Origin of the sequence: Novosphingobium sp. fls2-241-R2A-195, from assembly GCF_030209485.1 — a bacterium.
GTDB lineage: Bacteria > Pseudomonadota > Alphaproteobacteria > Sphingomonadales > Sphingomonadaceae > Novosphingobium > Novosphingobium resinovorum.
This window is the reverse complement of the sequence record NZ_JARVRY010000004.1, coordinates 258,538-279,681: the sequence shown is the minus strand read 5'-3', so window position 1 is coordinate 279,681 and position 21,144 is coordinate 258,538. Positions and strand designations below refer to the sequence as shown.

At 67.0% G+C, this 21,144-nt stretch carries 15 protein-coding genes; 10 read left to right on the top strand and 5 right to left on the bottom strand.

The genetic code is table 11. The features are described from left to right. Positions 1–232: 232 nt before the first annotated feature. Positions 233–1,594 (bottom strand): sensor histidine kinase, encoded by a 1,362-nt coding sequence (locus QRN25_RS04250; RefSeq protein ID WP_285017629.1) that lies wholly within the window; start codon positions 1,592–1,594, stop codon positions 233–235. Then, positions 1,591–2,277: a winged helix-turn-helix domain-containing protein gene (locus QRN25_RS04245; RefSeq protein WP_008833324.1), complete on the bottom strand. Its 687-nt coding sequence runs from the start codon at positions 2,275–2,277 to the stop codon at positions 1,591–1,593. Before QRN25_RS04245 ends, QRN25_RS04250 begins: the two co-directional genes overlap by 4 nt. Positions 2,278–2,433: 156 nt before the next feature. Between QRN25_RS04245 and QRN25_RS04240 the strand changes: the two genes are divergently transcribed. The 6 genes from QRN25_RS04240 (at position 2,434) to QRN25_RS04215 (ending at position 10,366) form a co-directional block, all read left to right on the top strand. Next, positions 2,434–2,760, top strand: coding sequence for a hypothetical protein (locus tag QRN25_RS04240; RefSeq protein ID WP_008833323.1), 327 nt, complete (start codon positions 2,434–2,436; stop codon positions 2,758–2,760). A 129-nt stretch (positions 2,761–2,889) separates the two neighbouring features. Beyond that, positions 2,890–3,297, top strand: a complete 408-nt coding sequence (locus QRN25_RS04235; RefSeq protein ID WP_036525312.1) for a DUF2147 domain-containing protein — start codon at positions 2,890–2,892, stop codon at positions 3,295–3,297. Continuing rightward, positions 3,294–5,909: a bifunctional lysylphosphatidylglycerol flippase/synthetase MprF gene (mprF, locus tag QRN25_RS04230; RefSeq protein ID WP_285017626.1), complete on the top strand. Its 2,616-nt coding sequence runs from the start codon at positions 3,294–3,296 to the stop codon at positions 5,907–5,909. Before QRN25_RS04235 ends, mprF begins: the two co-directional genes overlap by 4 nt. Then, positions 5,906–6,637, top strand: a complete 732-nt coding sequence (locus tag QRN25_RS04225; RefSeq protein WP_285017625.1) for an AcvB/VirJ family lysyl-phosphatidylglycerol hydrolase — start codon at positions 5,906–5,908, stop codon at positions 6,635–6,637. The genes mprF and QRN25_RS04225 overlap by 4 nt, the downstream gene beginning before the upstream one ends. Further along, positions 6,634–6,798, top strand: a complete 165-nt coding sequence (locus QRN25_RS04220; protein WP_155986210.1) for a hypothetical protein — start codon at positions 6,634–6,636, stop codon at positions 6,796–6,798. The genes QRN25_RS04225 and QRN25_RS04220 overlap by 4 nt, the downstream gene beginning before the upstream one ends. 259 nt (positions 6,799–7,057) lie before the next feature. Continuing rightward, positions 7,058–10,366: a trifunctional glycoside hydrolase family 18/polysaccharide deacetylase/glycosyltransferase family 2 protein gene (locus tag QRN25_RS04215; protein WP_285017624.1), complete on the top strand. Its 3,309-nt coding sequence runs from the start codon at positions 7,058–7,060 to the stop codon at positions 10,364–10,366. Positions 10,367–10,369: 3 nt separating this feature from the next. On the opposite strand, the gene QRN25_RS04210 is transcribed toward QRN25_RS04215, so the two are convergent. Then, positions 10,370–11,437, bottom strand: a complete 1,068-nt coding sequence (locus QRN25_RS04210; protein ID WP_285017623.1) for an oxidoreductase — start codon at positions 11,435–11,437, stop codon at positions 10,370–10,372. 547 nt (positions 11,438–11,984) lie between these two features. On the opposite strand from QRN25_RS04210, the gene QRN25_RS04205 reads away from it, so the two are divergent. The 3 genes from QRN25_RS04205 to rutA all read left to right on the top strand — a co-directional run bounded on the left by QRN25_RS04205 (position 11,985) and on the right by rutA (position 16,735). Further along, complete coding sequence (locus QRN25_RS04205; RefSeq protein WP_285017622.1) at positions 11,985–14,120, top strand: TonB-dependent receptor; 2,136 nt, start codon at positions 11,985–11,987, stop codon at positions 14,118–14,120. 139 nt (positions 14,121–14,259) lie between these two features. Further along, positions 14,260–15,627: an amidase gene (locus QRN25_RS04200; RefSeq protein ID WP_285017620.1), complete on the top strand. Its 1,368-nt coding sequence runs from the start codon at positions 14,260–14,262 to the stop codon at positions 15,625–15,627. A gap of 25 nt (positions 15,628–15,652) precedes the next feature. Further along, complete coding sequence (rutA, locus tag QRN25_RS04195; protein WP_285017618.1) at positions 15,653–16,735, top strand: pyrimidine utilization protein A; 1,083 nt, start codon at positions 15,653–15,655, stop codon at positions 16,733–16,735. A gap of 192 nt (positions 16,736–16,927) precedes the next feature. Here rutA and QRN25_RS04190 read toward each other — a convergent pair whose 3' ends face one another. After that, complete coding sequence (locus QRN25_RS04190) at positions 16,928–18,154, bottom strand: MFS transporter (RefSeq protein ID WP_285017617.1); 1,227 nt, start codon at positions 18,152–18,154, stop codon at positions 16,928–16,930. Positions 18,155–18,253: 99 nt separating this feature from the next. Between QRN25_RS04190 and QRN25_RS04185 the strand changes: the two genes are divergently transcribed. Further along, positions 18,254–19,492, top strand: a complete 1,239-nt coding sequence (locus QRN25_RS04185) for an amidase (protein WP_285017616.1) — start codon at positions 18,254–18,256, stop codon at positions 19,490–19,492. 571 nt (positions 19,493–20,063) lie between these two features. On the opposite strand, the gene QRN25_RS04180 is transcribed toward QRN25_RS04185, so the two are convergent. Then, positions 20,064–21,092 carry a LacI family DNA-binding transcriptional regulator gene (locus tag QRN25_RS04180; RefSeq protein ID WP_285017615.1) on the bottom strand — a complete coding sequence of 343 codons (1,029 nt, stop codon included), beginning with the start codon at positions 21,090–21,092 and terminating at the stop codon, positions 20,064–20,066. Positions 21,093–21,144 lie beyond the last annotated feature (52 nt).

Here is a 21,144-nt window from a genome sequence, read left to right as displayed (position 1 = left end):
CCGGCACTGCGAAACCTGCTTGCCGGGATCGGCGAGCACCCGCCGGTAGCTATTGCAGCCTTGGCGCGGTGCCGCAACCGGAACCGGGCATAGGAATGCTACGGCCCCGCACCCGATCCCGTCATTCCCGCGAAGGCGGGAACCCATCTGATGCCGGTGCACCCTGCGATGTCGGGAGAAGGGTCCCCGCTTTTGCGCGTATGACGGCAATGGAATGGCGGATAATGGTGCTTCAGGCGCGCGGGGGCGGCTCTACCAGCCTGATCCGCACTGCCAGCCCGGGCGCGGCGTCGCGCAGTTCCACCGTGCCGCCGTGGAGGTGCGCCACCGCCTGCACCAGCGAGAGGCCGAGGCCCGCGCCCCAGCCGCTGCGCGCTTCGTCCAGCCGGGTGAACCGGCGCAGCGCCTGCTCGCGGCGCTCGGGCGCGATACCGGGGCCTTCGTCGGCCACGATGACCGCCGCGCCGTCCGCCTCGGGCACGAGCGACAGGGTGATCGTACCCGCGCCGTACTTGAGCGTATTGTCGACGAGGTTGCCCAGCGCCTGATCGAGCAACTGGCGATGGACCCGCATGTGCAGCGCGGCCGGGGCGACGACCACGATCGCGCGGCCCTGATCCTCGACCATGGGCGCGTAGATTTCCGCCACCGTCTCCAGCAGTTCGGACAAGTCGGCATCGGCGAGGCTCTCGCGGCCCATGCCCGCTTCAGCGCGGGTGATCGACAGGGCGGTCTCGACGATCGCCATCAGGCGTTCGCTTTCGGTCAGGGCCTGATCGACGAAGGGCTGGGCGAGGGGGTCCTCGACGTGCTGCGCCGCCCGGTCGAGCGCGGCGCGCATCCGCGTCAGGGGCGATTTCAGATCATGCGCAAGGGCGTCGGTCGCCAGTTTCAGCTCGTCGTTGAGCGCGGCCATGCGGTCGAGCGCCTGGTTCACCTCGCTGCCGAGCAGGGCGAAGGCATCGCCGGTGTCGTCGGCGGGGACACGGCGGGAGAGGCGACCTTCGCGCACGTCGCGCAAGGTGGCGACGCTCGCCCGCAGACGGTTGAGGATCAGCCTTGTCGAGACATAGGCGGCGAAGGCGGCGAAGACCACGGAGAGCGCCAGCGCGATCATCGAGGTGCGTTCGAGCAGGGCCAGCACCTGCCGTTCCGTCTCCACCACTGTGCCGGTGACCAGGATCGAACCGTCGCGCAGGCGGACCGACTGGATCAGCATCGCCTCTGGGGAGGCATGGCCGGAGCGCGGCAGCTTTTCCAGCGCGTAAGGGGCGCCCGGCGGCAGGTCGGGCGGCAGGTGGTCGAGATTTCCGGTCAGGCGAGTGCCGTCCGGGGTGGCGAGGAGGAGCACGCTTGCCCGCTCGACACGGCGCGAAACCCTTGCGTCGATGGCGCGCGAGAGCGCGGGTCGGCCGCCTTCGTGGTATGCGTCGAGCAGGTCGTCGCGCAGGGTTTCGGCGACGGCGACCGCATCGGCATGGCTCTGGGATCGCAGCAGCAGCGCCGGGCCGAGCAGCAGTACCGCAGCGGCGACGATCTGGAACAGGAAGACGAGCGCGGCGAAGCGGAACGTGGTCGAGTGCCAGATTTTCACGGTTCGGCGCCGATGCGATAGCCCGCGCCGCGCACGGTATGGAGCAGGCGGCGCGCCTCGCCCTCGTCGATCTTCTTGCGCAACCGGCTGAGGTGAACGTCGACGACATTGGTGCCGGGGTCGAAGTGGTAATCCCACACGCCTTCGAGCAGCATCGTGCGGGTCACCACCTGATCGGCATGGCGCAGCAGGAATTCGAGCAGTCGGAATTCGCGCGGCTGCAGTTCGATGACTCGCTCGCCCCGGCGCACGCGGCGGGCAAGGAGGTCCATTTCCAGATCGTCGCAGCGCAGCACCGTTTCCGCCACGGCGGCAGGTGCGCCGCGGCGGATCAGCAGCCGGATACGGGCGAGCAGTTCGGCGAAGGCGAAGGGCTTCACGAGATAATCGTCGCAGCCGTTGGTCAGTCCCTTGATCCGATCTTCCGGCGATCCGAGCGCGGAGAGGATGATCACCGGCGTCTCCAGCCCGGCGCCGCGCAGGGCTGCCAGCACCGCCATCCCGTCCAGCCCCGGCAGCATCCGGTCGAGCACGATGCATGCATATCCGCCGTCCGTGCCCAGAAACAGGCCGTCGCGCCCGTTGGCAGCGCGGTCCACGGTGAAGCCCGCCTCGTCGAGGCCCTTGGCAATGAAGTCGGCGGTGTCGGCATCGTCCTCGACGAGCAGGATCTTCTGGCTCAACGCGCCTTCCTCACACTTGCGGTCCTTCCGTTGTGAGCCATGTGGCCCTTCGGCGCGATGGGGAGCGGATTAACTTTCGCTCATGTTCCCTCCAGTCGGGGGAGGCTCCGCGCATCGTATGCACCTTGGGCGCGCCACGACAAGAGTTGAGACCACATGGATACCGACACTGCCATCCTCGACGAGCGGACCTGCCGCCTGATCTGCCCGATCGCCTCGGGCATGGTCGGGGTGTGCATGACCGGCATCGGCCTGCTGCGCGTGGCGGTATCGGTGCGCGGGCACGAGACGATAGCCGACGATCTGCTCTCGGTCGATGCGCTGCTGTTCCTGCTGGCGACGCTGGCCTCTTACTTCGCGCTGAGGGTGCAGTCCTCCACGCGGCTGCACGGACTGGAGCGGGTGGCGGATGCGGCGTTCATCCTGGCGATGTCGCTGCTGACGGTGGCGTGCTTCGTGATCACGTATTCGCTCGGGGGCTAGGCTTTTCCTGATTTCACCCCCTCCGCTCATGCTGAGCTTGCCGAAGCATGGGAGGCGCAGCGTCCAGATTGCCGATTGTTCATGTTGTGGCGAGCCTCCGGCAATCCGGCCGGGCGCACAAACGGCACCATGTTGCTGAGAACCGCCCTTTTTCTCTCGCTCCTCGCCGTGCCGCTCGGTGCGCGCGCGGCTACGCCCGTCGAGGGCGTCTGGCTCAACCCTTCCGGCAGCGTCGCCGTGCGTACCGGTTCCTGTGGGCCGGGCCTGTGCGGACGCGTGGTCTGGGCCAGCGGCCAGGCGAAGGCCGACGCGCAGGACAGCGGGATCGCGTCGCTGATCGGCACCGAGTTGCTGCAGGACTACCGCCCCGAGGGCCGCATATGGCGCGGCACCGTCTTCGTTCCCGACATGGGGCGCCGCTTCGATTCCCGGATCGAGCCTCTCTCGGCCGACCGGCTGAAGATCAGCGGGTGCATCCTTGGCGGCTTTTTCTGCCGCTCGCAGGTATGGACCCGCATCGCGCAGGTGCCGGCATGACCGCGCCGCTTGCTTTCCTCTCGCGCTATCGAAAGCTGGTGGAGGCGGGCGCGGTGCTGGCGGTGATCGCCCTCGGCTTCGTCGCGCTGAATACGCTGACGCACGAAATCCGCTACTCGCAGGTGCGCGCGGCCGTCCATGCGCTTGACGCCGGCCAGATCGCGCTGAGTCTCATGCTGACCGCTGCCAGCTATTTCGCGCTGACGTTCTACGATTTCCTAGCGCTCAGGACGATCGGGCACCCGCTGCCGTGGCGCACCGCAGCGCTGGCGTCGTTCACCAGCTATACGCTCAGCCACAACCTCGGGCTTTCGCTGCTGACGGGCGGGTCGGCGCGCTATCGCATCTACGTTGGTGCCGGGCTCGACGGGCCGGAGGTCGCCAAGGTGGTGATGCTGGCGGCCGGCAACTTCTGGGCGGGCGTGCTGGCCGTCGCGGGCGCGGCGATGCTGGTCCATGATGGCGGCCTTGACTTCGGCGCGGTGACGCTGACTCCGCAGGCGGCGCATGCGCTCGGCGCGGCGATGCTGGCTCTGCTGGGCGCGCTGGGCTTCGCGGCTGCGCGGGCGAAGCAGTTGAGGCTGCCGGGAATCCGCCTGCCGCTGCCTTCCGCGCGCGAGATCGCGGCGCAAGTCGGCGTCAGTGTCGCCGACATCGCCTGCGCGGGCGCGGCGCTTTTCGTACTGCTGCCGGGCGCCGACCCGGCGCAGCTGCCGGTCTTCGTACTGGCCTATGCATTGGGCATCGTCGTGGCGCTGGTGACGCATGTGCCGGGCGGCCTCGGCGTGTTCGAGGCGGTCGTCCTGGCCGTGGCGCCTGGGGACCGCGCGCACCTTTTTGCGGGGCTGATCGTCTATCGGCTCGTCTATTATCTCCTCCCGCTGGCACTGGCGGCGTTGCTGCTGGCCTGGCGCGAGGGTGCCCGCAGCCGCCGCGTGGCGCGCCTTGTCGGCGGGGTGCAGAGCGTCGCCACCGGCCTTTCGCCGCTGCTGCTGGCAAGCGCGACGTTCCTTGGCGGCGGCATGCTGCTGCTGTCGGGCTCGCTGCCTGCCGTCCACGCACGCATGGGACTGCTGGCCGACGTCATGCCGCTGCCCGTCATCGAGGCGAGCCATATCGCCGCCAGCCTCGTCGGCACCGCGCTGCTGCTGCTGGCGCCGGGACTCTACCGCCGGCTCGACGGCGCCTGCCTTGCCGCGCGGCTGCTGCTGGTGGCGGGCGCGGTGTTCTCGCTGGCGAAGGGCATCGACTATGAGGAGGCGCTGGCCTGCCTTGCGCTGGCCGCGCTGCTGCAAATGACGCGCCGGGCCTTCTACCGCCGCACCGCGCTGACCGAGACGCCGCTCACCGCGGGCTGGATAGCGGCGGTGGTGATGGCGGCGGGACTGGCGCTTTGGGCGGGCCTCTTCGCCTATCGCCATGTACCCTACAACGACGACCTGTGGTGGAAGTTCGCCCTGCGTGCCGATGCCCCGCGTTACTTGCGCGCGGCGCTGGCCTCGTCGGTGTTGCTGGCGGGGTTCGCGGTCTGGAGGCTTTGCGCGCCCGGCAGCGCGCGCGGCGACGCGCAGGTGATGGAGGATGCCCCGGCGATCCGCGCGATCCTCGCCACCAGTCCGCGCACCGAGGCGATGCTGGCGCTGACCGGAGACAAGCGGTTCCTCGTCTCCCAGGCGGGGGATGCCTTCGTCATGTACCAGGTCAAGGGCAGCAGCTGGGTCGTCATGGGTGATCCGGTCGGCAACGAGGGATCGTGGGGTGAACTCCTCTGGACCCTGCGCGACATGTCACACCGGCGACAGGGACGGCTGGTGCTCTACGAGATTTCGCCCGCCACGCTCGACCTTGCCATCGGCATGGGCCTGCAGATCGTGAAGTATGGGGAGGAGGCAGTGGTCGATCTCACCACGTTCGAACTGGAAACCCCCCAGCTGCGCTCGGTACGCAAATCGGAGCGCACCGCGGCCCGCGCGGGCGCGCGGCTGCGGGTGGTTCCGGCAGCGGCGGTGCCGGTGATCCTCGACGAACTGGAGGCGATCTCCGACGAATGGATGACGGCCAAGGGCCAGCGCGAGAAGGGCTTCAGTCTCGGCGCCTTCGACCGCGAATACCTGAGCAACTTCGACATGGCGCTGGTCATGGTGGAGGACCGCATCGTCGCCTTCGCCAACCTGTGGTGCACGCAGGACCACACCGAAGCCTCGGTCGACCTCATGCGCCAGCGCGAGGACGCGCCGCGCGGGACGATGGATTTCCTGTTCACCAACCTGCTGCTCTGGTCAAAGGCGCGCGGATACAAGCGCTTCACGCTGGGCATGGTGCCGCTGTCGGGGATCGAGGGTGGCCCGCTCGCGCCCGCATGGGCCAAGGCGGCGGCGCTGGTGTTCCGCCATGGCGAGCGCTTCTACGGCTTTCGCGGCCTGCGCGGCTACAAAGAGAAGTTCGCCCCCCGCTGGGAACCGCGCTACGTAGCCGGGCCGCACGGCATCGGGCTGATCCAGGGGCTGCACGACGTATCGCGCCTGATCGGCGGCGGGGGAGGGGGGGAACTTGTCCGCCCGATCGCACCAGTGCCCGCCATCACCTCCGAGGCAAGGATGCTGATCGCATGAGCCGCGTTCGCACTCGCCTTGCCATTGGGCTGTTTGCACTGGCTGCGTTGGGTCTCACTGCGCTGGCCGCTCCGATGCTTGGCCTGCTCGGCACCGAGCCCATCGTGATGTTCCCGGCCGCCGAGCCACATCCGCGCGTGGCGGCGGTCTTCCTGTCCGGAGACATGGGCTTCCACTTCGGCATGGGCGAGAAAGTCGCCGCCGCCGTTGCCGCCAAGGGCGTCCCGGTGGTCGGAGTCGCGTCCCCGGTTGTCTTCGCCACGCGCCGCACCCGGGCCGAGGCGGACGCAGTCGTCGCAGGCGCGGTGCGCCTCGCCCTGGCGCGTACGGGAGCGAGCCGGGTCGTGCTGATGGGCCAGTCCTACGGCGCGGACATCCTTGCCACCACGGCGCCGGACCTGCCGCCGGATCTGCGTGCCCGGGTCCTTGCCATCGACCTGACGGTGCCTGCGCACGACGTCTACTTCCGCGCCGATCCGGTGGGCCTTGCCTACCTCGGCAAGCCGGACGCGCACCCGTTGCTGGCGATGCGCGGGGTCGACTGGGCGCCGGTGGTCTGCGTCTACGGGCTGGAAGAGAAGGGCAGCCTGTGCCCCTCCCTCGCAGGCCGCGCGCGGGTCATCGGTCTGAGCGGCGACCATTACCTCGGCCACGATGCGCCGCGCCTGATCGCCACGACTTTTCGTGCGCTCGATGAAGTCGCGCCCGAAGCGGGGTTGCAGCCATGAGCGGGACCTTGAGCGATTGCCATGCCGAGCGTCACGTCGCCTCGCGCAAGTTCACGGTCGATTCCTCGGGGGTGCAGAACTGCCGCTGCAAGGTCTGCGGCTGCGACCTCAGGCGGCTTCCGGCCATGCGCCGCTGGTTCCGTTCCGGGATGATGGGCTGAGAGACAGTTTGGAAATTCGCGGAACGAGAATTTCGCGGCACCGGCCCGCTCCCCCACCCGACCACCCACAGGATACTGCCGATGGGCGGTCGGGTGGGGGAGCGGGCCGGTGCTGCATTCGAAAATGCCGCTTTCAGCATTTTTCAAACAGACTCTGAGCGCGCCGAACATGACGAAAATTTAAGGCGCCGATCAGGTCCCGAACACTGCGCCGGGGCTATCGCCGGCTCACATTCCTTACCCCCGGACACCCGACGTCATGAGCAAGCCCATCTTCTACGACCCCACCGGCCGCCGCAGCCGCTGGGCGCGCGGTGTCCTCGCCGCGTTGCTGGTCATCGTGCTGCTGGGCGCGGCGGCTTTCGCGACCACGCTCGTCGCGGTGCCCGCCCAGCAGGAACTGGAACTGCCGACGCCGCGCCTCAAGCCCTCGACCCTGCACGGATCGCCGCTGAAGCATGCGCTGAAGTCCTGGCTGCCGCGTGGTCGCAAGGGGCCGGGGCAGAAGCCGCTCAGCATCGGTTTCTACCTGCCGGGCAACGACGCCAGCTTCCTTTCGCTGGTCCATCACGGCAACGACCTCGACTGGGTGGTGCCCGCCCTGATCAACGTCGCCGGGCCGCAGCATCAGGTGACGGTCGAGCCGGATGCTCGCTTCGACCGGCTGGTCGCGGGCCAATCGCACCACTTCAAAGTGCTGCCGATGGTCCAGAACGTCGCCTCCGACGGCTGGGATGGTGCCGGAACCGCCGCGCTGCTGCATGACCCCGCCCAGCGCCTCGCACTTGCCAAGCGCCTCGCCGGAGCAGTCGCGCAAGGACGCTACGCCGGGCTGGTGATGGATCTTGAGGCACTGCCTACGCGCGCCATGCCCGATTACCTCGCCTTCCTGCGCAGCCTGCATGCAGCGTTGCCCAAGGGCACCTCGCTGGCCGTCACCACTCCCGCCGACGACGAGGGTGGCTGGCCGCTCGAGGCTCTCGCCAAGGCTACCGACAAGGTCATCTTCATGGCCTACGACCAGCACTGGGAGGGCGGCACGCCCGGCCCGATCGCCGCGCAGGACTGGTTCGTCCACGAAGTGCAGGGGGCTCTGAGGCGCATCGGCCCCGACCACCTCGTCGTCGCTCTGGGCAGCTATGCCTACGACTGGCACGGCGACCAGACCGACGCGCTCGCCATCGAGGACGCCTGGCTGGCCGCGCATGACAGCGCCGCGAAGATTTCCTTCGACCCGGCCAGCGGTAATGCCGCCTTCGCCTACGACGACGAACAGACCCACCACACGATCTGGATGCTCGACGCGGCTACCAGCTGGAACGAGTTGTCGGCGCTGAAGCGCCTCGGCATCGGCGACATGGCGCTGTGGCGGCTCGGCACCGAGGATTCCGGCTTCTGGAACGACCTCGACGCCTTCCGCAAGGGTGGCACTCCGGACCTCTCGACCCCGCGCGCGCTCAGCAGCGCCGACATCGAGGGCTCAGGTGAAATCCTGCGTATCACCGCCACCCCGCGCGACGGCCAGCGCGCCGTACGCGCCGACCACAACGGTATGATCCGCGAGGAAACCTACGCCGCGCTGCCGACGCCCTACGTCGTCCAGCGCTCGGGCGGGGCCGACCCCAAGCGCATCGCACTGACCTTCGACGACGGCCCGGACCCCACGTGGACGCCCCGCATCCTGCGCGAACTGGAGGCGGCGCACGTGCCCGCGACGTTCTTCGTAATCGGCGAGAACGCGCTGGGCAGCCCCGGCCTGCTCAAGCGCATCGTCGCCGACGGGGACGAACTGGGCAACCACACGTATACCCACCCGAACCTCGCCAACGCCGGGCCGCGCCAGACCCGGCTGGAGCTGAACGCCACGCAGCGACTGGTCGAAGCCTATACCGGCCGCAGCATGACGCTGTTCCGCGCGCCCTACTTCGGAGACGCCGAGCCGACCACGCCTGACGAACTCGGTCCCGCGCTGGCCGCGCAGGAGGCCGGCTATACGGTCGTCGGCCTCCACGTCGATCCCAACGACTGGCAGCGCCCGGGCGAGGACGAGATCGTCGACCAGGTGCTCCAGCAAGTGCACTCCGCGACGCCCCAGAACGCCACCAACGTCGTCCTGCTGCATGACGGCGGCGGCGACCGCGCCCAGACCGTCGCCGCGCTGCCCCGTATCATCAGCGCGCTGAAGTCCGAGGGTTATACCTTCGTCACCGCCTCGCAGCTCGTCGGCATCCCGCAGGCGCGGGCGATGCCCGCCATCTCGACCACCGATCTTGCCGCCGTGCGCGTGGACGTTGCCGCCTTCGTGGCACTGATGACGGTCGCGGCGGTGCTGGCCTGGGTGTTCTACCTCGCGATATCGCTCGGCATCGCGCGCGCGGTGATCATGGCCGCGCTCGCCTGGTATCAAAGCCGCCGCAAGCGCGCCGAACCGCCGCATTTCGAACCCGCCGTCTCGGTCATCATCCCTGCCTACAACGAGGAGCGGGTCATCGCCGCGTCGGTGGCGCGGGTGCTGGCCTCCGACTACCCCGCGCTGCAGGTCATCGTCGCCGACGACGGATCGAAGGACGGCACGAGCGAGATCGTGCGGTCGGTCTTCGGCGACGACCCGCGCGTGACGCTTTTGACGCTGCAGAACGGCGGCAAGGCCAGCGCCCTCAACCGCGCACTGCTGCAAGCGACCGGCGAGATCGTCATCGCCCTCGACGCCGACACCCAGTTCGAGCCCGAGACGATCCGCCGCCTCGCCCGCTGGTTCGCGGACCCGCAGCTCGGCGCCGTCGCGGGCGATGCGCGGGTCGGCAACCGGGTGAACCTCGTCACCCGCTGGCAGGCGGTCGAGTACATCACCGCGCAGAACCTCGAACGCCGTGCACTGGCCGGGTTCGACGCGATGACCGTGGTGCCGGGCGCGGTCGGCGCATGGCGGCGCGCGGCGCTGGACTCGGTCGGCGGCTATCCGGAGGACACGCTCGCCGAGGATCAGGACCTCACCATCGCCATCCAGCGGGCGGGCTGGCGCGTCACTTACGACCCGCGCGCCGTCGCCTGGACCGAGGCGCCAGAGAGCTTCACCGCGCTCGCCAAGCAGCGTTTCCGCTGGGCCTTTGGTACGCTGCAGTGTCTGTGGAAGCACCGCGCGGTGATCTGCACCCGCAAGCCTGCCGGGCTCGGCCTCGTCGGACTGCCGCAGGCGTGGCTGTTCCAGATCGCCTTCGCCGCGATCTCGCCTCTGATCGACCTGGCGCTGGTCGTCTCGATCATCGGCACCGCGCTGCGGGTCTCGGCCCATGGCTGGGCGCAGACCAGCGGGGACGTCGGCATGATGGGCGCCTACTGGATCGCCTTCACCGCGATCGATGTGCTGTGCGGATGGATCGCCTATCGTCTCGACGGGGGACGGGCGCGCTACCCGGCGCACCTGCTGGTGGCGCAGCGACTGGTATACCGCCAGATCATGTACTGGGTCGTGATCCGCGCGATCGCCTCGGCCGTGGCCGGGTGGGTCGTGGGCTGGGGCAAGCTGGAGCGTACCGGTTCCGTCTCGGCCCAGCTTGCCGCAGGATGATGCTTACCAGGCGGCGCGTTCTTCTGGCGTGAGCGGTAGCGGCATCGAGCGCCCCTCCCGTGCGGAGGCGGCACCGGCTTCCAGCACGGCCATCACCGCGAGTGCTTCGATCGGGCGCACCGGCGGCGGTGCATCGCCCGCCAGTGCGGCGGCGACGGCGGTGTAGAACCCGCGCTGGTCGCCGGGCATGGCGGGGATGGAGCGGGGCTCGCCGGAGCCGCCATAGAAAGCGAGGGCGTCGGTATCCTCACCCCAGCCAGGCGTCCCGGGTCGCATTCCGGCGAGGAGCTGCGCCTCCTGTCCATCCGCACGGAACTTGACCGCGCTGCCGCCCGTGCCATGAACGATGAAGCGCGCCGATCCACCCGCAACTAGCATGCCTGCGTGGATCACGACGCGCTGCTCGCCATAATCCAGAATCGCGTGCGCCCAGTCGTCCACTTGCGCACCGTCGCGATGGATGGCGAGGCTGGCAGTGATACGGTCGGGTAGCCCAAACAGGACCAGCGCCTGATCGACCATGTGCGGGCCGAGGTCGAACCAGATGCCGGCTCCTGGCACTGCATGCTCGCGCCAGCGATCGCGGACCTGCGGACGAAAGCGATCGATGCGCGATTCGAAATGCGTGACACGGCCGAGCAGGCCGCTTTCAATGGCATGGTGCACGGTGAGAAAGTCACTGTCCCAGCGCCGGTTGTGGAAAACCTGAAGGTGGCGGCCGGAAGCCCGCGCCAAAGCCACCAGCCCGCGCGCCTCCGCGAGATCAAGGGCAAACGGTTTGTCGACCACGACGTGGCGCCCGGCTTCCAGCGCCATGCGAGCAAGGGGAGCATGCGTGTCGTTGGGCGTTGCGATGACGACGACGTCGATCGCATCGTCCTGGATCAACGCTTCGGGCGTGCGATGGATACTCACCCCGGGATAGTCCGCGTGGACCTTGCCTGCATCCCGCGACGCTACGGCGTGGAGCGATAGTCCCTCGCACGCGCCGATGAGCGGAGCATGGAAGGTCTTACCGGCAAAACCGTAACCCAGCAGGCCGACGCGAATGGGGCGGGTGGGGATGTTCATGGCCTGGTCCTTCGAATTGCATGACCTCGGCATTTATGGAGTCCACGGAGGCAATCAACCATGTGCAGGCATGTATGACAATGGTAACGTTTACATTATTGTGTTGGAAGCTAGCGCTCGCCCGCAGGCTGTGAACCGGCCACCCCACCGATGCTCCAATTTTTCCGGCTAAAGCTCAAGAATAGCCGGAATGTGCCGGTTTGGTAGGGGTTCGAGGTGTCTCAGACCAAGTCTCATACCTTTGGTCACCGGGTACGTTTCGGGTTACGATAGCGCAGGATGCGGCTGTTGGATCGCAAGATGGTGATGATGGCCGAACCAACGTCTTCTCGAGGCTTTTCCGGCCGATAACCTTCCATGATGCAAGTGTTCGGCATCAAAAATGAAAACGTTATCCTTCCGATAAATCATAAAAAATCGTTATATAACAATTTTTTGATGAAACTTCTGTTCTGACCGCAAAATGACCGGCTTGCATTCATCAGCGAATCGGTCATTGTAATGAAAACGTCAATCATTCCAGAACGGGTCACAGGGAGTTCCAGTCTTGCTCAAGCGTCTAACGTTCACTGCCAGCGCGCTTTCCATCGCAGCGGCTTTCGTCCAGCCTGCATTCGCCCAGGACGCCGGCCCGGATTCTGCGGCCGCAGCCGATACCGCCTCGGAAGGGCTTGGCGACATCGTCGTCACCGCGACCAAGCGTGAGACCAGCGCGCAGAGCACCCCGATCGCGATGACCGTCGCAACCGGCGAGGAACTCTCCAAGGCGGGCGTCGCCGACGTCAACGCGATCTCCAACATCGCGCCGACCGTCAACATCGCCCAGAACAACGCCAACACCATGATCACCATCCGCGGCGTGTCGAGCCGCGACTACTCGGAAACGGGTGATCCGGCAGTCGCCGTCTCGGTCGACAATTTCTACCTGCAGCGCGGCTTCGCGCTCAACGCGGCGATGTTCGACGTCGAGCGCATCGAAGTCCTGCGCGGCCCGCAGGGCACGCTTTACGGCCGCAACGCCACGGCGGGCGCAGTCAACATCGCTACGATCAAGCCGACCGACGACTGGAAGCTCGATGCCGCTGCCGAGATCGGTAACTACGGCACCCTCAACTTCGACGTCGGCGCGACCGTCCCGGTCAGCGACACCCTGAGCTTCCGCTTCGCCGGCACGCGCAAGACTCACGAAGGCTACCGTGACAATCCGGGCCTGAAGGACGGCGACGACGGCAACGTGACCGGCGGCCGCGTCCACGCGCTGTGGACCCCGACCAGCCGTCTCTCGATCCTCGTGACCGGCGAGATGACCCGCGTGGACGGCGTCGGTGCGGTGTCCAAGGGCATTCCCTATGCCGACGTCAACGACGACGGCTCGCTGGACATCGGTTCCTCGAAGAAGTTCGAGCTGAACAACCAGGGCTATACGCATATCCGCACCAAGGCCGTGCGCACCGCGATCTCCTACGACATGGACTTCGCGACGCTCAGCTTCTTCGGCGGCTACCAGAAGTCCACCCTGAACCGTGACAACGACCAGGACGGCGGCACGACGTACACTTACGGCTTCCAGCAGAACGAGGGCGTCAAGGACCAGAACTACGAACTGCGCCTCAGCTCGAACAACAAGACCGGCTTCACCTGGCAGGTCGGCGGCTACTTCTTCAAGGAAACCGACGCGCTCGACACCTTCTTCCAGGTGCATGGCGATGCGGGTACGACGCCGTTCAACTTCTACACCTTCGACTACGACGTCGGCAGCAAGTCCAAGGCGGTCTTCGCGCAGGTCGCCTACGACCTGACCGACCAACTGAAGGCCGAGGCGGGTATCCGCTACACCAAGGACAACAAGTCCCAGGTCGGTTACAACGACATTGCCGGTACGTATTCGACGCTGGACAACCACTATTCGGGCGACCAGATCACCTGGCACTTCGGCCTGAACTACCAGGCGACGCCGGACAACCTGATATACGCCAAGGTCGACAAGGGCTACAAGGCGGGCGGTTACACGACCAACAACTCGTTCGGCCCCGAGACGATCATCGCCTACGAAGTCGGCACCAAGAACCGCTTCTTCAACAATGCCCTTCAGGTCAACCTGAGCGCGTTTCTGTACGACTATTCGGATCTGCAGACCCAGCAGGAAGATCCGGAAACCGCGCTGGTCTACACCCTCAACGCCGGCAAGGCGCGCGTGAAGGGTGCGGAGTTGGAGACGATGTGGCTGGTCACGCCCGACACCAAGATCGACGCCAACGTCGCATGGCTCGACGCCAAGTACACCGACTTCTGCGAAGTGACCGCGGACACCTGCCCGGCCGCGTCCGACTTGTCGGGCAACCGTCTGGTGCAGGCACCCGAGTGGACGCTTTCGGGGGGCATCCAGCACGACTTCCACCTGCTGGGCGGCACGCTGACCCCGCGCGTCCAGACGCGTTACCAGACCAAGACCTACTTCACCTTCTACAACACCGCTGCCGAGCAGATGGGCGCGTACTGGAAGAGCGACGCGCAGATCACCTATACGCCGGACAACGGCCCGTTCTCGATCACCGCATATGTGCGCAACATCGAGAACAAGACGATCCTCACCGCCAATGCCGAGGCCGGCTACGCGGGCGGATACCTGCTGCAGTTTGCTCCGCCGCGCACTTACGGCGCGCGTCTGAGCTACTCGTTCTGATCGGAACTGCGGGATGGTCCTTCTCTCCTCCGGACTGTCCCGCGCTCCCTCCCATCCTCCGCGAGCGCAAGCGCGGAGGATGGGAGGCTCCTTCATCCCATCCGCCTCGAAACACGCGATCCTCGCGGACAGGACAGCCATGCCTCACGATCTCGTCGAACTTGCCGAAGCGATCGCCAGCGGTGCCCTGAGCGCTGTCGATGCGGTCACCGACGCACTGGAGCGCGCCGAGGACTGGCGGGGGCTCAATGCCTTCGTCGCGATCGAGGCCGAAGCCGCGCTCGACCAGGCACGGGCCTGCGATGAACAGCGCAGGCGCGGATCGCTGCGCGGGCCGCTCCACGGCGTGCCGCTGGCGCACAAGGACATGTTCTTCCGTGCCGGTATTCCCACCGAGGCGGGCTCGAAGATCTGGCGCGGCCACGTCCCCGCCGAAACATCACCGCTGATGGCCCGGTTGGCTGCGGCGGGCGCGATCACCATCGGCCGCCTCCACATGGCCGAATTCGCGATGGGGCCGACAGGGCACAACGCGCACCTCGGCCGCTGCCGCAATCCCTGGAACGGCGAAGCGATCTCGGGCGGCTCGTCGTCAGGTTCCGGCGCGGCGGTCGGTGCGCACATCGTCACCGGCGCGCTGGGTTCGGACACCGGCGGTTCCGTACGGCTTCCGGCCGCGTTCTGCGGCGTTGCGGGGCTCAAGCCGACCAACGGCCTGCTGCCCGACACCGGGATGATGCCGCTGTCGAAGACGCTCGACACCGCGGGGCCGCTCTCCACTTCCAGCCGCTCGCTCGCGCGCCTGATGGACGTTCTGGTGGACCGCGAATACGAGGCTGGCCTCATCGCCGACTGCTCGGGTCTGACGATCGGCGTGCCGACCAGCTACTTCACCGATGACCTTCACCCCGAAGTCGCCGCTGCCTTCGCCGCCGCGCGGCAGGTCTTCGCGGACCTCGGCGCGAAAGTCGTCGATGTCGCCATTCCCGACCACTCCGGCTATCCCGCGATCGCCGCCGAGATATGGGCTCCCGAAGCTGCCGCCTTCCACGCGCGCCACTTGGCAGAGCAGGCGGAAGACTTCGGTGACCAGGTGCGCAACCGCCTGCTGGCGGGCGCGGCGGTCTCGCCGGATGCCTATCTCGCCGCGCTCGGCCGCCGTAAATCCGCACAGTCGGACATGCTGAGCGGCCCGTTCTCCAAGGTCGACCTGCTGCTCACCCCCGCCGCGCGCTTCCCGGTGCCCATGGCCGAGCAGGTCGGCGCAACCGGCGGCGATGCGATGCAGGCGATGGTCGCGGAGCTATCCGCGCTGACCCGCACGATCTCGATGCTTGGCTTCCCGGCGCTCGTCACGCCGATGGGCTTCGATGCGCGCGGGCTGCCGCTGGCGCTGCAACTCGTCGGCGCTCCGAATTCCGAACAATGCTTGCTGCGTGGAGGGTTTGCCTATGAACAGGCGACTTCCTGGCTCGCGCGCGTACCGTCTCCGCCTCCTCTCCCTTAAACTTCCCTCTCCCAGGAGCACTGCAATGGATATTGGTCTGTTCATTCCCATCGGCAACAACGGTTGGCTGATTTCCGAGAACGCTCCGCAGTACAAACCCAGCTTCGAAATGAACAAGAAGCTGGTCCAGACGGCCGAAGGCTATGGCTTCGACTTCGCGCTGTCGATGATCAAGCTGCGTGGTTTCGGCGGCAAGACCGAGTTCTGGGACTACAATCTGGAAAGTTTCACGCTGATGAGCGCGCTTGCAGCCGTCACCAGCAAGATCAAGCTGTTCGCCTCGACGGCTATTCTTACCCTGCCGCCCGCGATGGTCGCGCGCATGGCCGTGACGATCGACAGCGTCGCGCCGGGCCGCTTCGGCGTCAACGTCGTCACCGGCTGGGCCAAGGGTGAATACGAGCAGATGGGCATGTGGCCAGGCGACGCCTACTTCGGCCACCGCTACGACTACGCCAGCGAATACGTGCAGGTGATGAAGGACCTGTGGGCCGACGGCAAGTCGGACTTCAAGGGCGAGCACTTCCAGATGGAAGACTGCCACATGCAGCCCAGGCCCAGCACCGGCAAGATCGAGATCGTCGGCGCAGGTCAGTCGGCACGCGGCATGGAGTTCGTCTCCAACTACGGCGACTACAACTTCGTCACCGCCGGCGGCCTCAACAAGCCGACCAAGCACGCGCCGACCGTCGAGGCGCTGGTCGAAGCCGCCGCCAAGACCGGCCGCGACGTGGGCGCCTACATTCTGTGCATGGTGATCGCCGACGAGACCGACGAGAAGGCCATGGCCAAGTGGCAGTCCTACCGCGAAGGCGCCGACGTCGATGCGCTGGCGTGGATGAGCGATCAGGGCGCTGCCGACAAGACCGCCGGCGAAGGCTCGACCGCGCGTCACATCAACCTGCCGGAAGGCGCGGTGAACCTCGGTATCGGCACGTTCGTCGGTTCTTATGAAACCGTGGCAAAGCTGCTCGACGAAGCGGCCTCGGTGCCCGGCACCAAGGGCATCATGCTGACTTTCGACGACTTCGAGCAGGGCCTCGTCGACTTCGGCGAGAAGGTGCAGCCGCTGATGGCCTGCCGTCAGGATCGCCTCGTCGCGGCCTGATCTACGCGACCCTGACGGCCCGGTCTCTCTCTCTCCATCGGGTCGCCCAATACCCTCGGCCGGTCACGCCCCCCGCGTGACCGGCTTTTTTCGTGGAATAACCGTCGTCATTGCGAGCGTAGCGAAGCAATCCGGGGCAGTCTTGGGCCGCCCTGGATTGCTTCGCTACGCTCGCAATGACGAAATGGAGGCTTATGCCTTCGACGAGATCGCCGCCCGCCCCGCCAGCAGCGCGCCAAGGCCCGCAACCCAGCTCACCAGCAGGAAGCTCGTCCCGTAATCGCCGGTAAAGCCGTAGATCGTCGCCATCGCCGCCGGGCCGATCATCACGCCGATGAAAGTATAGACCAGCGAGCCGCCGATCACCCGGCCCGCATCCTCGGGCGCGCAGTGGCGGGTGCATTCGGCCATGACGACGCCGTTCCAGCCGCTCATGCAGAAGCCCAACAGGCACAGCACGGCGATCGCCACGGCGGCGGGCAATGCGTCGATCCGCCACAGCGCGATCATGCAGGCCATCGAGACCACGCCGATCACCGCCAGCACCGTGAACCCGCCGAAGCGGTCGCCCAGCCCGCCCCACGACACGCGGCCCAGCGCTCCGCAGGCCTGCACGCCCCCGGCAACGAGGCCCGCCGCGACCATCGACCAGTGATGCTCGACCAGCATGATCACCGCAAAGGCCGACAGCGAAAGCTGGATCGAGGAATAGAGCATCCCCAGCATCGCCAGCACCCGCAGCGGTGCCTTGCCCCAGACGAGGCGCTGCTCATAGACGAAGCCGCGCCAGACCGAGATCGTGACAGGCGCCGCTGGTCGCTCCGGCCCGCCCTTGAGCGCCAGAACCCCGATCATCGCGAAGCAGGGCACCGCGCCGAGCACGAAAGTCGTGCGCCAGCCCAGCCATCCTGCGAGCGCCGGGATCAGCAGCGCCGCCACCACGCCGCCGATCGGCACGCCAGCCTGCTTGATCGAGAAGATCAGAGAGCGCCGGTGCGGCGGCGTCACCGCGCCCAGTATCTGCGCCGAGGCCGGGTTCTGCACCCCGTAGCCCACGCCGATCACCATCGATGCCAGCAGCGCCATCCACGGGCTGGCGCTCGTCAGCAAGAGCAGCGCGGTGCCGAAGCAGGCGAGGGCAAGCTGCTCCACCTGCACCGGCCCGCGATGCTGGATCAGTGTTCCCGCCATGGCAGAGGCGAACGTGCCCGCCGCGTAGATCACGCTGATCTGGTAACCGACGTAATGCGGTGCCAGCCCGAACTCGTCCGCGACGAGCGGGGCGATGCCGGTCAGCGCCAGCGCCGTCATCGTCGACAGGATCTGGATCGTCGTCGTCGTCGCCAGCACCGAGGCGATCGAGGGCGCCCCAGTTTTGCTCGGGTCGGGCGCACTATGCGTTGAGGCTGTGGATGTCATTGCTGCACTGCATAATGTAATGCTTTACACGCGCCAAGCGGGAAGTCACAATCGTGGGATATGGCGCTATGGCGCCGCCTGCTCGGGAGCCGAATTTCCATGGTCCAGACCCCCTACGCCCCTGCCGTGGCCAATGTCCATGCTGCATTGCAGCGTATCGGTGCGCGCGATGCGCAGGTCCGGGCGTGGCTGCACGTGGACGATACCGGGGCGCTTACTGCGGCAAGGGCGCTGGATGCGGGCGAACCGGGGCCGCTCCACGGGATTTGCGTGGGCGTAAAGGACGTGATCGCGGTGGCGGGGATGCCGCTCACGCACAATTCGCCGTTGTTCTCCGCCTTCGTGCCTGCCGAGGACGCGCCCTGCGTCGCCACCTTGCGGGCGGCAGGCGCGGTGATCCTGGGCAAGACCGACACCACCGAGTTCGCCGCCGCCGGGCGCAATGCCGCCAGCGCCAATCCGCATGATTTTGCGCGCACGCCGGGCGGTTCCTCGGCCGGGTCGGCGGCGGCGGTGGCGGACGGGCATGTGCCGCTGGCGCTGGCGACGCAGACCGGCGGCTCGACCATCCGCCCCGCCAGCTTCTGCGGCATCCATGGCTTCAAGCCGAGTTGGGGTCTCGTCAGCCGGGAAGGCGTGAAGACCTATGCCAATAGCCTCGATACCGTGGGCTGGTACGCGCGGGACCTCGACCTGATCGACCGGGTCTGCGAAATCTACGGCTTCGCGCCCAGTACGCACGTCGAAGGCCGGACCTTGCGCATCGGCGTGTTCCGCACCCCCTGGTGGGATGAAATGACGCCCGATGGCCAAGCCGCTTTCGACGGCATCGCCGCCGCCATGACGGGGGCCGGGATCGACGTCGTCGAGATCGCCACGCTGCCCGAGTTCAAGCACCTCAACGACGATCACCGCGCGATCCTGTTCCGCGAGGGCGCGGCCGCTTTCCTGAGCCTTGCACGGGCACGGCCCGACCTGCTGCATCCCGATTTCCATCTTCGGGTCGATGCCCTGGCGACATATCCCGACGCTCGGCTGCGCGAGGCGCATGACCGTGCGGCGGCGGCACGGGTGGGGTTCGAGCGGGCGATCGCCGGACTCGACGCCGTGCTGGCGCCGAGCGCGCCGGGCATCGCTCCGCTCGGCCGTTCGCCGGGGGAACCCCGGTTCAACCAGCCCTGGACTTTGCTGCATGCGCCTGTCGTCAACCTTCCACTGGCGACAGGCGAGGGCGGAATGCCCATCGGCGTCTCGCTGGTGGCACCGCGCTATGACGATCGGCGCTTGATCGCGGTTGCGCGGGAGGTTGAGTCACGATTGACAAATATATCCAAATAGGTTATAAGCCCCAGCATCCGATCCGGCGATGATCACGCCGGAGAGGTGTATCGGGTCGGCGTCGTGGGCCGGGATGCGGTTTCAAGCCGTGATCACGCACCCCACGCGTCCGTTCGAAGACCCGGACTGTCCCTGAGTTCCCGGAAAGTGTCATCCGCCCGATCCTGCGACTTGACGCAGGACACCGGATGTCCCCGCCGGACAACCATCGGCCGATAACGCTGCGAGCCCTAACGACGGCTACATGGGACTTTCCGATGAAATACAGGTCGAGCCGGGCTGCACCGTGAGTTACCCGGCCGCTCGCCAGAGCTTCACGGAACACAAAACCCCGCGTCCTGGTGAGGACGCTCCCGACGCCGACCCGATGTTACCTTCGGATGCGTTGACTTTCCCGGCGTAATGGCCCGCACTCGCCAGCGGGTATTGTCGTATCTGCAAACCCCAAGTTCGTCATTGCGAGCGCAGCGAAGCAATCCAGGGCCGCGTAAACGGCCCTGGATTGCTTCGCTGCGCTCGCAATGACGAATGGTGGGTGCAAATTCCTCCCTGACTTTGACTCGTGGAGGATTCAGGCCTTCTTGCGTTTTTTCCTTGGCGCCGCCGTCGACTGGCGCACGATCAGGCGGTGCGGCAGCACCACCTCGCGCGCGGGGCCTCCCTGGTCCGGCTGCAGCAGCGAATCCAGCATCAGCCGCATCGCCGCCTCGCCGATCTCCACCGTGGGGATGTGCACCGTGGTCAGCGGAGGGATGGCAAAGGCGCCGAAACGCAGGTCGTCGAAACCCGCGACCGACATCTCGTCAGGCACGGAAATGCCGCGCTGATGCAGCGCGCTCATCGCGCCCAGCGCCATTTCATCGTTGGCACAGGCAACTGCGCTGAACTCCGCGCCGCTGTCGAGCAGACGCACCATCGCGTCGTAGCCCGACTGCAGCGAGAAATCGCCGCGCGCCACCAGCGCTTCGTCGAACTCGATCCGCGCACGCAGCAAGCCCAGCTTGTAACCGGAGAGGCGGTCCATCGACATGAACTGGTCGAGCGGCCCGGTGATCGCGGCGATGTGCCTGTGGCCCAGTTCCGCCAGATGGCCGACGACGAGGGCGCTGGCTTCATGGTTGTCGGTGCGCACGCGTGGAAGATTGAGGTCGGGCGGATACTCGCAAGCCGCGACCATCGGCGGCAGCTTGCTCTTGGCCGGGGGATTGAGGACGATGTCGGGGAGGTTCTTTTCCAGCAGGATGAGCCCGTCGGCCTGCTTGCCCGCGATCATCGAGGTGAACTTGTTGAGCGCATCGACGTCACCCTCGGTGATGCCGAGCAGCACGCGCATCTTGTTGGCGCGCGCGACGTTCTCGATCCCCTCGACGAAGGCTGAGGTGAACGGGTTGTAGATGCTGGGCACCGCGACGATCACGTTGTCGCTGCGCTGGCGGCGCAGGCCCGCGGCAAGGTGGTTAGGCTCGTAGTTGAGGTCGGCGATGGCCGCCTCGATCCGCTCGATCGTTGCCGGGCGTACCAGCGAGGGCGTGCTGAGCGCGCGCGACACTGTCGCTACCGATACTCCCGCGACGCGGGCGATGTCCTTGATGTTCGCCATTGGATGTAAACGTTACATAGCCGCGAGCGGCGGAGCAAGCGAAGTTGCGCGA